We start from the raw sequence: 13,740 nt of genomic DNA, 5'->3' as shown, positions 1-13,740 counted from the left end.
TAATAAATTTAAAAATAAATGAGCTTATCCAGCTTTATCCTCAAAACCTATCGCTTAACTCGTTAGCTTATTAGGTTTAATCGGCCAAGATAAGGTAAATGAAGCACCACCTAGTTCACTATCGCCAACCGAGGCATACCCTTGATGCCACTCCATAATACGCGCGACAATAGCTAAACCAAGACCAAAGCCACCAGTTTCTCGGTTTCTCGATTGATCGCCACGTGAAAAAGCATCAAAAATTACTTGTTTCAATTCTTTAGAAACGCCATCGCCATTATCTTCAACACATATTTTGCAGTGTTCATTTTCTAATGACAGCGTTATCCTAATTTTATCATTACCGTATTTAATGGCGTTGTTAATAAAATTATTAACCGCTCTGTCAATAAAGTGACCATCACAACAGACATAATTATCTGGTAGTTTATTAATAAACTCTACTGAACTAACAAATTGTTCATGGTTAGCTATTTGTAATGTCACTAATTCGTTAAGATTGGTGCTGGTAAAATTAAGCTCTGGCTTGTCATTGTCAAAGGCAGCGTAAATAAGCATTTCATTAATGAGCCCTTCTAACTCACAAACATCACTTTTTATTTGTTGTTGATACCTTTCTCTTTTCTCATCATCTTTAATAGTATCAAGCATTTGCAAAGCAAACTTTGTTCGCGCTAAGGGAGTTCTTAGCTCATGTGATACAGCATTAGTTAATTCTTTATGCGCCTCAATTAGCCGTCTTATCCTCGCCGCCATCATATTAAAAGAGGACATCATCGGCGCTATCATGGTTGATTTAGCTTCAGGGGCTTTACTGTCGAACTGCCCTTGACCAAAGGCTTTAGTCGCTTTCTTAAGTTGTTCTAAGTCATGGGACATTGGCCACAACCAAATAAAAATAACGAAGCCTAGGGTAGCAAGAATCAATACTCGATACGTCGCTTTAACCCTTGGTCTAGTTGGCATTTTTGCTGGCCCTAAGGTAATAACAGAGTCAGAGCCATCGAGTAAGTAATGTAAAACAACATTGCCATCGAAGTAATATATGTGGGTATTAGAGTAAGTTAAGGTGTTATGGTCTGTATGATCAATGGCTTCAACTTCAGCTAACGACCTTAACTTTAAAGGTAGTCCCCAGCGCTGACCTGCACCAGCAATGATTTCTTCCCATTCATCTTGAGGATGTTTTTGGGTGTAATCCCCTAATGCCATCATCATGGTTTTATAACCGGTATACGATTCAATATCTTGTTCAAGGTAAGAAGTCCACACTTCATCAAGCGCCCAAGAAAAAATAATGAACGTGGAGATAATAAAGAAATAAAGATTAAAAAAAGAACGGCCTAACTTCATTAACTTACCCTATTTAAAAGATCCAATAAACGCTTAACAAAAAGGCTTTGTTACACAGAAGTAACAAAGCCTATCTATTTTAGTGACTAACATACACTTTGCTTTAGGCTAGCTCCAAGCGTCGGGCACAAATAAATAACCTTGCCCCCAAATTGTCTTAATTCTAAAAGGTGTGTCGGTGCTATCATGTAGTTTTTTACGTAAACGAGAAATACGCACATCAACACTTCGGTCTAAACCATCATATTCACGACCTATAACTGCTTTATAAATATAGTCACGGTTTTGTACTTCACCCGCCTTACCGGCAAGTAACCATAACAAATCAAATTCTTGACTGGTTAAATCAATATTTTCATCTTGTAGCGTTACTTTACGCGATGCTTTATTGATATATAAGCTGCCACAGGTGATTTCGCCTTTATCTTCACTCTGATTAGGTAATTCGCCTCGGCGTAATAACGCATTGATTCGTGCTAATAATACGCGAGGTTCCACCGGTTTAATAACATAATCGTCTGCGCCTATTTCTAAGCCAAGTACTTGGTCAAAGTCAGTACTTTTTGCTGTTAACATTAATACAGGGCCAGTAAAGTCTGGACGTAAATCGCGACACACACCAAAACCGTCTTTACCCGGTAACATTACATCAAGAATAATAAGATCAGGAGAAAATAGTTTTACTCGCTTAGTAACGGTATCACCACGAAACTCTTGTTTAACATGAAAGCCTTCACTGGTTAAAAAGTCTGTCACTAAATCGGATAATTGACGGTCATCTTCAACCAGTAATATTTTTTTTACGTTGGCGTTGCTATCTGGCATATTCTTTTCCTTGTTTATTACCTGCTATAAAATAGCAACCGAGATTAACGGCACTACAATAACGGTACTAAAATAATGGTATTAACTTCATCGCTAATGACCTGACTAATCACTGAATTAATAGCTGCAGTTGATAATGGCAACGACTAACGGTAACTAATAACTGCATTGGCAGTTTGTTATATTATGGTGCTAATTTGAGGTTAGCTTAAACAAGTTATTATGTTTAAACAATAGGTTCTACCTGTTGTTACGGTAAAATTACATTTTATAACAGCCAGTATAAAATAAACCTTGCGAGACTATAGATAAACAAGCAAGATCATTACCTTAATTTATAGGCATGGTATTGCCAAGCAACATATAACGTTATGCTTTGCTAAATTTTTACTAAAAGCCAGTAGGAACTCTATGAAAATCATCTCTTTTAATATTAACGGCCTTCGTGCTCGCCTTCATCAATTACAAGCTATTATCGACAAGCATCAACCTGATATTATTGGTTTACAAGAAATTAAAGTGCATGATGAAGCTTTTCCGCTAGAGGCGGTTGAAGCCATGGGTTACCAGGTGTATTTTCATGGCCAAAAAGCACATTATGGTGTTGCCATGTTATGTAAAAAAGCAGCTGATACAGTACAGCGTGGTTTTCCTAGCGATGACGATGAAGCGCAGCGTAGGATGATTATGGTGACAACAACCAATAATAACGGTGAAAAAGTTACTGTGTTAAATGGCTATTTCCCACAAGGAGAGAACATTAGCCATGAAACTAAATTCCCTTACAAACGAAAATTCTACCAAGACTTAATGACCTACCTTAATGAGAACCACGCAAATGATGAAAATATCGTGGTGATGGGTGATATTAATATTTCACCACTTGACTTAGATATTGGTATTGGTGAGGTAAACCGTAAACGTTGGTTAAAAAGCGGCAAGTGCTCTTTTCAACTTGAAGAGCGTCAATGGTTAACAACTCTAATGGACTGGGGCTTTATTGATACCTTCCGTCAGTTACACCCTGATACAACCGAGCGGTATTCTTGGTTTGATTATCGTTCACGTGGCTTTGATAACAATCGCGGTCTACGTATAGATGTGGTATTAGCAACCCCAAATATGGCAAAGCATTGTATTGAAGCTGATATTGATTATGAGCTACGAGGTATTGAAAAGCCTTCTGATCATGCCCCTATTTGGTCAACATTTTCATAAGGTGTATTGTTCATGGGTATCACAGAATTAGCACAATACCGCTGCCCTCTTTGCCAGCAAGCTTTATTGCTTAATGAGAAAAGTTATCGTTGTAAAAACAACCATAGTTTTGATCAAGCAAAGCAAGGTTATGTAAACTTATTACCTGTGCAGTTTAAACACTCAAAAGCCCCAGGTGATAACAAAGCGATGGTACAGGCCAGACGTGCATTTTTAGATAAAGGCTATTACCAACCTTTAGTTGACAGTATGCTGGCGTTATATCATCAATATGGCGATAAAAGCGCTGCAGTTTTTGATGCTGGTTGCGGTGAAGGGTTTTATACTCATCAGCATAAAACACAACACAACAGCGTCTACGGGGTAGATATTGCTAAAGAAACCATAAAAATAGCGGCAAAGCGCTATCAGGAATGCTTTTTTAGCGTCGCTACGCTGTCAGATTTACCTTTTATAGATGAGCAATTTGGCTGGCTATATAGTGTATACGCACCTATCTTAGAGCACGAATTTACCCGTATTTTACAAAAAAATGCTTATTTATTAACGGTAACACCGGCCGATAATCACTTGTTTGAGCTTAAGTCGTTAATATATCGCCAAGCAAATAAGCATGACACCAGCAAACAAGTCATTGAGCAATTAACGTTAGTTGAAGAGCAACGTTTAAATTACTCAATGGACTTTACTAACAGTGACGATGTGCTCAATTTATTAGCGATGACACCTTTTGCCTTTAAAGCAAGTGAAACATTAATTAGCCAATTAACACAGCAAACACACTTTACTTGCCAAGCTGATTTTGTGCTGCGTTTATATCAAAAGTAAGTGGCAAAACTTCAAAAACTAAATACCCCCTAAATAAAGACAATAATAACCCGCTATAAAAATAGTTATTGTTGTCTTTATTTAGCGTTTGGATAAGTTAATTGTAACAGTTGCGCAAGATCAATATAGCGAGGCTTGTAAGTGGCTAAATTAGCTAGGGCATTGTTATTATCACCCGTAGTGCTGCTATAATCACCTTGTTTGGCATCGCTTTGATTACCCTGCTGTTTAATCTTTGCTAAACGACTGTGATACCAAGACGCTAAAGAAGGTGATAACAGTTTATCGGCTTTAACGCCTGAAAAAACTAGTGCTTGAATCGGTAAGCTCAATAAAAACAAACCATACACTAAGGCTTGCGGTAGTGCATCGATAGCATGACTGACAGAGCCTTGACCTAAATGATACCCTGAGGTCAGATAAAGCTGCATAATAACCGTAAATAACGCTAACGCCGGAAAGTATCGACAGACAAAGCGAGCACTTTGCACACCTTGGTACTCTTCAAAGTAATTCCTTAACTCTGGCTTTTCAGGCCACAGTGATAAGTATTTTTGCCCTAATTTAATGAGCTGTACAACGGAAAGTTTCATCATATAATTATACCAGCTAGTCGTTATTAGTAAAAGTTAGCACTATCTATAGTGGAAAATAACGATAGTCTATGATCTAAACAATACTTAATAATACACGTAAACAATTTTTTATTGCATTGCATCAATATATTTAACTGCTGTCGTTAGTATAATAAGATAATTATTATTCTGCCTATGATTTTTTAATATTTAAATAATGGTTAACCTTTATTTAAATATGGTCTCTTTTTAAAGACAAAAAACTCATCCAACACTCGTTTAGGGGAAGCACTATTAATACTCAAGCAATTTTAGTGATAAACTGCGGTAGCTCCTCAGTTAAATTTTCGTTAATAAAACCCACAAGTGGTGAAACACTATTATCAGGTCTAGCAGAATGTTTACTCTCTAGTGAGGCTATCATAACCCTCAACATTGATAATGGTACAAAACAACAACACAAGCTAGCTGCGCCTTTTAACCATCAAACAGCGCTTGCTGTGCTAGTAGAACAGCTAGAGCAACATCATTTAGTTGATGATATTAGCGCCATCGGCCATCGTGTTGTGCATGGCGGTGAAAAGTATTCTCAACCAACACTTGTTACTATCGAGGTAGAGCAGGCAATTAAACAATTAGCTAAATTAGCACCATTGCATAACCCCGCTAACTTAATCGGTATAAAAGCGTGTCAACTTGCCTTTAAAAACCTGCCTCAAGTAGTTGTGTTTGATACCGCATTTCATCAAAGCATGCCAGACAAGTCATTTATGTATGGTCTGCCCTACTCTTTATATAAAAAACATGCGATTAGACGTTATGGCTTTCATGGGACGAGTCATTACTTTGTGGCGACCCAAGCTGCTAAACAGTTAAATAAACCGCTAGAACAGTGTAATTTCATTAGTGCACACTTAGGTAATGGTTGTAGTGTTACCGCCATTAAAGCGGGGAAAAGTGTTGATACCAGTATGGGCATGACACCTGGCGAAGGCGTTATGATGGGCACACGTTGTGGTGATATCGACAGCGGTATTATTTTTCACCTAGTTGAAAACTTAGGCTATTCTATTGCCGACGTTGATAAGCTAGTCAATAAAGAGAGTGGCTTGTTAGGTGTATCAGGTCTTAGTAACGACTGTCGTACCTTAGAAAATGCCATGCAAAACGATAATCATGCCCAAGCAACCTTAGCGTTAACGGTTTTTTGCTACCGAATTGCTAAAACAATTGCCTCTTACAGTGCTAGCTTAACGCAATTAGACGGTCTTATATTTACCGGAGGCATTGGTGAAAATTCAAGCTGGGTTCGCACTGAAATAGTGAATCAACTCAGTTTATTAAACTTTTATTTAGATGAAGAAAAAAATCAACTAACTCGCTTTGGCGTTTCCGGTAATATTGCTAAAAACAATGCAAGAGCTTGTTGGGTAATAGCCACTAATGAAGAGTGGGTCATTGCAGAGCAATCAGCGCAATTACTCAGTAAAGTAGTACAGTAATGCGCATATTAAGACAAATACATAGGAGTTAAGTTATGCCTCATAGAATTATGTTAATCCCTGTAGGCTCAGGTGTCGGCTTAACCAGTGTCTCATTAGGCTTATTGCATGCTTGTCAGCAAAAGGGCATTAAAGTAGGTCACTTCAAACCCATTAGTCAGCCGTCACGTAATAGTTTAGCCAAGAAAAATAAAACCATTGATGCCATTCGTTTATCTCAAAATAGCAGCAGTGTATCACTAAGTTATGTTGAAGAAAAAATGGGCGATGGTCTACACAATGTTGTGTTAGAAGAAATTGTAGCTAATTTTAACGCCTTTAAAGCAGATCATGACGTTATCATTATCGAAGGTTTAGTACCCACACCAAGACAACCCTACGCAGGTCGAATTAACCGCGATGTTGCACAAGCGCTTAGCGCAGATATTGTTTTAGTAGCGAGCCCAGGTAATGACAGTGCAGGTGAATTTGAAGATCGCCTTGAAGTCAGTGCAGAAACCTACGGTGGCATAAAAAACAAACACCTTATTGGCTGTATTATCAACAAACTAAACTGTCCTGATCAAGACGAATATGGGTTGTTACCTAAAGAAGAAGAAATAGGCAGCGATTTTAACTTAAAAAGCTGGGTCGATTTAGACATTTTCAAAGGAAGGCACTTTGAGCTACTTGGCACGGTAATGTGGGAAATAGATCTTATCGCGCCGCGTGTTTGTGATATTAGCAATTACCTTGAAGCAACCATAATTAATGCTGGGGACATGGCGCATCGTCGTTTTAGAAGCGTCAGCTTTTGTGCGAGAACCGTAGCAAACCTAATGAGTTACTTAGTGCCTGGCCGTCTTATCGTTACTCCTGGAGATCGCACTGATATTATTATCGCGACCTGCTTATCGGCGTTAAACGGGACAAAATTAGGCGGGTTAATTTTAACTAATGGTTTTGAGCCATCAGCGCAAGTTTTAGATTTATGTAAACAAGCACTGGACGCTGGTCTACCTGTTTTATCCGTGCAATCTGATACATGGCAAACATCGCGCCATATAATGAACTATAATCCTGAAATACCTCAAGACGACATCCAACGCCAAGATAAAGTAAAACAATATATTGCTGATAACTTAAGTACTGATTGGCTTGAAAGTCTTACCTCTAAAAATAATACCTATAACCTATTATCACCGCCCGCTTTTAGACATAAATTAACTGAACTGGCGCGTAAAGCTAATAAATTAATAGTCTTACCTGAAGGCACAGACATCCGTACTATTAAAGCTGCAGCAATTTGCTGCGAGCGCAAAATAGCTAGGTGTCAACTAATAGGTAATAAAGAAGAAATACTACAAATTGCTGAAAATCAAGGCATTGAATTACCTGATAACTTGCTAATAACAGATCCCGATGTCATTAGAGAGAATTACGTGGGGCCTATGGTGGAGCTGCGTAAAAGTAAAGGGTTAACCGATGTTATTGCTTTAGAGAGTTTACAAGATAATGTAGTGCTAGCCACCATGATGTTACAGCTAGGTCAGGTCGATGGCCTTGTTTCTGGCGCAATAAATACCACAGCAAATACTATTAGACCTGCTTTGCAGTTAATTAAAACAGCTCCTGATAGCGCTTTAGTATCATCAGTATTCTTTATGTTGTTGCCTGATCAAGTACTTGTTTACGGTGATTGCGCGATTAACCCTGAACCTAACGCCGAACAGCTTGCCGATATTGCCATTCAATCAGCAGACTCAGCTCGCGCATTTGATATTGAACCACGCGTCGCCATGATCAGCTACAGCACGGGGAGTTCAGGCCACGGCGCTGATGTTGAAAAAGTCGTTAAAGCGACTGAAATTGCCAAAGCAAGACGACCTGATCTAATTATTGATGGTCCACTGCAGTATGATGCCGCAATTATGGAAAATGTCGCAAAGAAAAAAGCACCTAATAGCCCAGTAGCTGGTAAAGCAACGGTATTTATTTTTCCTGATTTAAATACCGGTAACACCACGTATAAAGCAGTACAGCGTTCTGCTGATTTAGTTAGCATAGGACCGATGTTGCAAGGGATGAATAAACCGGTAAATGACTTATCTCGTGGTGCCTTAGTCGATGATATTGTTTATACCATCGCCTTAACAGCAATACAGGCAAGTATGTAAATAAAAAGCCGATAGAACATGTTAAAACTCATAAAATTAAGTTTTTAACAAGTTCTATCGCTCTTTAAGATTATTTTTCTCGCTAAAACGTGTCAACTGTGCATTTTAATCACTTATCCCACGACACCTTCTTTAAACGCTAGCTAGACAAAAAACGTACTAACAAAATTACCCTTATATTTCAAAGGCAAAGTCAGTTAACTACGCATTACCCACAATTCTATCCACAGGTTTTGTGGATAGAAAAACTAAAGATAACTAGTCCTTATTTACGTTAAAAAGTAGATAAAACACTTGTAAACAACGACTTTACATGATTTAGCTCTGATTAACTGTATTTTCAAACAACTCTGATTAATAATGTCCAATTAGAATGAGAAAACTCGCAAAGGTTAAAGTTAACTTACGGCAAGCCACTCTTGACTAATAATCACAATTAACATCTGATAATATAGTCATAAGTAGTGGCGCAATGATGACTAACTTGACTTCAAAAAATAATCACTGTTAACGCCCAAGATAACAATCAACATTTACACAGGAGCTTTTAAATATGATCACCTTATACGGCATAAAAAATTGCGACACCGTTAGAAAAGCAACTAAATGGCTTGAAGCAAATAACATAGCTTATCAACTTTACGACTTTAAAAAACAGCCGTTAACCGCTGAGTTACTAACACAATTTGTTAATCAAAGTGATTGGTCATTATTGTTAAACAAGCGCAGTACAACCTTTAGAAACCTACCTGAAGCAGTAAAAAACAACTTAACTGATGAAGTGATGTTTACCGCCGTACTTGAGCAACCTACCCTACTTAAAAGACCATTGCTGCCATTAGATGGAGAACTACATTTGGGGTTTAAAGCTGAACAATATCAAGCTATTTTCTCTGCAAAAAATTAATAACATTACAATATTAACAGCGTGTTAGCGCAATATTACAACATAAGCAAAGGTAGTCCTTGTGAGCCAAACAGAAAAAAAAAGTCAAAGCGCAGTTATCGAGCTAGCCATAGCATTAATGGCTAGAGCCTCTGTTACGCCCGAAGATGCAGGTTGTCAAAAGCTCATGGCACAACGGTTAGCAAAAATCGGGTTTACCAATGAAAGTATGATATTTGCTGACACCACTAACCTGTGGTCACGGCGCAACGGCAGTAAAAGCAATAAACAAGAGGATATTGTTTTTTGTTTTGCTGGTCATACTGATGTAGTACCTGCGGGTAACCTTGAGTTATGGCATACACCGCCCTTTGAACCAACCATTATTGATGGCATGTTATATGGCCGTGGCGCTGCAGATATGAAAGGGAGCTTGGCTGCAATGATAGTGGCGACAGAGCGTTTTGTGCAAAATCACCCTGACCATCAAGGCGCGATTACTTATTTAATAACAAGTGATGAAGAAGGCCCATTTATCAACGGTACGACTAAAGTTATTGATACCTTAGAAGCGCGTAATGAAAAAATAACTTATTGCATAGTAGGTGAGCCTTCAAGCACTCATACCGTTGGTGATATAGTAAAAAATGGTCGACGCGGCTCTATCTCAGCAGAAGTCGATATTAAGGGTAAGCAAGGCCATGTTGCCTATCCTGAGCATGTTAAAAATCCTATTCATTTAGCAATGCCTGCGTTAACAGAATTAAGCCAGGTCACCTGGGATAATGGTAATGATTATTTTCCTGCGACTACCTTTCAATTATCAAATCTTAATGCGGGTACTGGTGCCACCAATGTTGTCCCTGGTCATATTAAGGCGTTATTTAATTTACGTTATAGCACTGAATTAACCGATCAGATGATTGTTGAGCAAGTGGAGTCAATTCTTGATAAACATCAGCTTGATTACAGTATTAAGTGGACATTTAACGGTAAGCCCTTTATTACTGAGCACACTAAAATTGAGCCTGTTGATTCAAAGCCCGGTTTTTTAACCGCTGTTAGCCAAGCCATTTTAACTGTGACGGGGAAAGAAACACAGCTGTCTACTTCAGGTGGTACATCAGATGGTCGATTTATTGCACCAACAGGCGCCCAAGTCATTGAACTTGGCCCCTGTAACGCCACTATTCATCAAGTTAATGAATCTGTTTCTTGTCGCGACTTAGAGCAACTCGTAGATATTTATTATCATTGTTTAATAAATGTATTGTGCCCAGAGAAAACCTGAAGATAGCGTTTTATTAGGGTGTTATTTGCTAAGATGTATTTAAAGCTATCAAGCCATTTAAAAGGGCAGCTTGGTAAAGTCACAGCAAAAGATAATAAACACCGTTAGCTAGTCCCTATTTTTACTGTCAACACGACAACTTAAGTAAATAAAAATAGGGGAATAACTTAACAACTGTTATTGCACACTACCTCGAGAAAGTTGCAATACCCTGCATTATAAAGGAATAAACGATGAACGATGAAAGCTTGATGAAACGAGCCCTTGAACTGGCTAAAGAAAGTGTAACGCTAGGCGGAGAACCGTTCGGCGCTGTTATGGTTCTAGATGGTAAAGTGATTGCCGAGGCTATGAATCAAGCCCATATTGATCACGACCCAACAGCTCACGCTGAAATACAAGCACTGCGCATAGCCAGTCGTGAGCAAGGTCGAGGCTCTCATCCAGGCAGTGTTATATACGCCAGTGGTAAACCTTGCCCAATGTGTATGGCGGCTATGGTCAATGCAGGGGTTGAGCGGGTAATTTTTTGTGCTGATGATGAAATTGGAGGCCCTTTTGGTTATTCAACAGCAGATGGTTATGCTCGCATGAAACAAGATTTTGGCAGCCAAGGTGCGGTAGTTGAACATTTACCTTTGCCAAAGCAAGATGAACCTTTCAAACTTTATGCTCACAAAGTGGGTGGGTAATTGCTTGCTTTAGGTACTGCTCTGTAAAGAGGGTACCTAAAGCACAGTTTTATCATGATTATGACTACTTATCTCCCTACGTCGTTAATAATACTCCCTTAGCTATAAAGGTTTTATTACAATGCAATATAGCACTCAAATAAATTCAGGCCAGTTGCTAGGACAAACCGAAGAACACCTTTGTTACTTATCAGAACGAGTTGCCATTCATCAACATATGAAAGCTGACTTTACCGCTATGGTAGATGCCGCTAAAACAGAAAATATTGAGCTCACCATTGCCAGTGGCTTTCGTTCATTTGACCGACAATTACTCTTATGGAATAACAAATTTTCAGGTAAGACTCCGATTAAAAATAGTAATGGTGAAATCATTGAGCCTAAACACTTATCACCACTGGAGCTAGTGCACAGTATTTTACTTTACTCTGCATTACCAGGCGCCAGCCGTCATCACTGGGGGTGTGATATTGATGTTTATGCGCCAAATATATTACCCAAAAACTATCAATTACAACTTGAACCCTGGGAATATCATGAGCAAGGACCATTAGCGCTTTTGTCAACTTGGCTTAAGCAACATGCCCACCATTTTGGCTTTTATTTCCCTTATGCCATTTTTCAAGGGGGAGTCGCTAAAGAGCCTTGGCATTTATCTTACCTACCGCTTGCAAAACAGTACCAACAAGCTTTCGATATTGATTCATTAGCACAAGCGCTAAAAAACAGTGACATATTAGGCAAGCAAGTGATTATTGAAAACATAGCGGACATAGCAAAGCGCTATATTAATAATGTTTGTGTCGCACCAACAAATGTTATACTGCCAAAATAAACTCCCTCATCAAGCATAAGGCACTTAAATGGAAAATTGGTTAGCTATTGTTATCGTAATAATAATAGTCTTTGTTGTCATAGGCGACTTGAGCATACTCAAAAAGAGCTCAACACAGAAAATGCGCGAAAAAAGTTTAAACGACCGCACAGAAACACTTCCAAGAAGTAATCGAAGTGCTCATAAAATGCAGTCTATCGAAAAAACAAAATATCAAAGTAAATAACGAATTAAATCAATACTTACTAAGTTACTTTTAACGATTAACTATAAATAAAGCCTAAAAAAAGACATAAAAAAACTCCAATAAATGGAGTTTTTTTATGTCTGCTAGCTTGCACAGCAAAGTAGCTCTTTAGAATATATCTCTAAACGATAATCCTTTTTCAACAACAGGGAATATTCGCTCTAATGTTTCAAAAGTTAATGGTTCACCGTCTGCGTTATAAATAGACACCGAGGTAGTTGTATCATCAACTGGCGCTAAAACAAACTGGTAATGTGCGTCACTAACATCAATAACGGGTACGTTATCACCCCAAATACTATCCCACATACTAATTTCAGGTTTAACAAACTCAACATAGTAAATCTTTTTATCTTCGTTCAAGTCGGTAATAGTAAAACCATGCTTTTCAAAGAACAGTGGCATATTACTCCATAAGGAATCTAAGCCCATCTCAATGATATAGGCTTCTTCTTCTGCCGTATTTTTACCAATGGTAACTAATTGTTGATTAGCACGTTTTAAGCGGTCAGCGCGTTGTTGAACACGATAATTATAATCAACGGCGGCTATTAACTCATTGAGCATGGCTTTTTCAGCACGCTGTTTGTCAATAGGATCCATAGTTTTACTGCCACCTTTTTCATCGGTTTGCAAAAAATCAACTAATGATACACGTAATGAGACACTACGCCCGTGCGCTTTAGCTAATAATTGATAGCGAAAACGTAAACTTTTAGACGATTGAATCTCAGTAAAAATCCAACCCGCATCCACTTCATTATGATACCAGTCTGATTCTATAATGGCCGTTTTAATGCCTGCTCGCTTAATAGTGGTATCTTTTAAACTAGTCGTACCTTCAGTGACTTTACTTAAAGTCGTTTCAATATCTTCTTCAATGTAGTGATAAGACACATTATCTTCTACTAATTGCGCTTTCACAACATTTTCAATAAAGGGTAATAGCTCTTTATCTTCTAATACTTTATCAAACCAAATAATAGCAATATTAGATTCATTAACAACACGCGAAGAAGCAGCAATAGGCATAACCAATGACGGTGCACGGATATCCATGTCCTCCCCCACGGGTCCTTGATTATTTATCTTATCGGTAATAAAAAAATCATTGGCTTGTTTGGGTTTATTTAAATTTTCGGGGATCACCAAATCGTTAGTTTCTGGTTTATATTGATAATCAAAACTGCCTTGCGCTTGTTTATTATTACCAGCACTACAGGCGGTTAGTGACAAGGCTAACAGTGATAAATAAAATGCTCTACAACTCATTAAAACTCCTGTGGCTTGGGTTATAAATATTGACCACCCAACTAACCTACTAAAAAAAGA

The 13,740-nt window shown here is 38.2% G+C and carries 13 protein-coding genes; 9 read left to right on the top strand and 4 right to left on the bottom strand.

Annotation, left to right across the window (positions count from 1 at the left end):
* Positions 1-54: 54 nt before the first annotated feature.
* A complete protein-coding gene (locus FCS21_RS10985) occupies positions 55-1,353 on the bottom strand; it encodes an ATP-binding protein (RefSeq protein WP_138623321.1) in 1,299 nt (432 codons plus the stop codon).
* 108 nt (positions 1,354-1,461) lie between these two features.
* Entirely contained in the window at positions 1,462-2,178 is a 717-nt protein-coding gene (locus tag FCS21_RS10980; RefSeq protein ID WP_138623319.1) for a winged helix-turn-helix domain-containing protein, read from the bottom strand.
* 411 nt (positions 2,179-2,589) lie between these two features.
* On the opposite strand from FCS21_RS10980, the gene xthA reads away from it, so the two are divergent.
* Positions 2,590-3,396, top strand: coding sequence for an exodeoxyribonuclease III (xthA, locus tag FCS21_RS10975; RefSeq protein ID WP_138623317.1), 807 nt, complete (start codon positions 2,590-2,592; stop codon positions 3,394-3,396).
* Positions 3,397-3,408: 12 nt separating this feature from the next.
* A complete protein-coding gene (rlmA, locus tag FCS21_RS10970) occupies positions 3,409-4,224 on the top strand; it encodes a 23S rRNA (guanine(745)-N(1))-methyltransferase (RefSeq protein WP_246047185.1) in 816 nt (271 codons plus the stop codon).
* Between the two features lie 77 nt (positions 4,225-4,301).
* Here rlmA and FCS21_RS10965 read toward each other — a convergent pair whose 3' ends face one another.
* A complete protein-coding gene (locus FCS21_RS10965) occupies positions 4,302-4,820 on the bottom strand; it encodes a DUF412 family protein (protein WP_246047183.1) in 519 nt (172 codons plus the stop codon).
* Positions 4,821-5,092: 272 nt separating this feature from the next.
* Between FCS21_RS10965 and FCS21_RS10960 the strand changes: the two genes are divergently transcribed.
* The 7 genes from FCS21_RS10960 (at position 5,093) to FCS21_RS10930 (ending at position 12,387) form a co-directional block, all read left to right on the top strand.
* On the top strand, positions 5,093-6,301 hold the full coding sequence (locus FCS21_RS10960; protein ID WP_138623313.1) for an acetate/propionate family kinase: 1,209 nt from the start codon (positions 5,093-5,095) through the stop codon (positions 6,299-6,301).
* Positions 6,302-6,336: 35 nt separating this feature from the next.
* Entirely contained in the window at positions 6,337-8,457 is a 2,121-nt protein-coding gene (gene pta / locus FCS21_RS10955; protein ID WP_138623311.1) for a phosphate acetyltransferase, read from the top strand.
* A gap of 553 nt (positions 8,458-9,010) precedes the next feature.
* A complete protein-coding gene (locus FCS21_RS10950; RefSeq protein ID WP_138623309.1) occupies positions 9,011-9,364 on the top strand; it encodes an arsenate reductase in 354 nt (117 codons plus the stop codon).
* 61 nt (positions 9,365-9,425) lie between these two features.
* A complete protein-coding gene (gene dapE / locus FCS21_RS10945) occupies positions 9,426-10,634 on the top strand; it encodes a succinyl-diaminopimelate desuccinylase (RefSeq protein ID WP_138623307.1) in 1,209 nt (402 codons plus the stop codon).
* Between the two features lie 233 nt (positions 10,635-10,867).
* A complete protein-coding gene (locus FCS21_RS10940; protein ID WP_138623305.1) occupies positions 10,868-11,326 on the top strand; it encodes a nucleoside deaminase in 459 nt (152 codons plus the stop codon).
* A 121-nt stretch (positions 11,327-11,447) separates the two neighbouring features.
* Entirely contained in the window at positions 11,448-12,161 is a 714-nt protein-coding gene (locus tag FCS21_RS10935) for a M15 family metallopeptidase (protein ID WP_138623303.1), read from the top strand.
* A 28-nt stretch (positions 12,162-12,189) separates the two neighbouring features.
* Positions 12,190-12,387, top strand: a complete 198-nt coding sequence (locus FCS21_RS10930; protein WP_138623301.1) for a hypothetical protein — start codon at positions 12,190-12,192, stop codon at positions 12,385-12,387.
* A 129-nt stretch (positions 12,388-12,516) separates the two neighbouring features.
* On the opposite strand, the gene bamC is transcribed toward FCS21_RS10930, so the two are convergent.
* Positions 12,517-13,680, bottom strand: coding sequence for an NlpB/DapX family lipoprotein (gene bamC / locus FCS21_RS10925; RefSeq protein WP_138623299.1), 1,164 nt, complete (start codon positions 13,678-13,680; stop codon positions 12,517-12,519).
* Positions 13,681-13,740: the final 60 nt, after the last annotated feature.

Origin of the sequence: Colwellia ponticola, assembly GCF_005885605.1 — a bacterium.
Taxonomy (GTDB): domain Bacteria; phylum Pseudomonadota; class Gammaproteobacteria; order Enterobacterales; family Alteromonadaceae; genus Colwellia; species Colwellia ponticola.
This window is presented reverse-complemented; position numbering and strand designations above follow the sequence as displayed.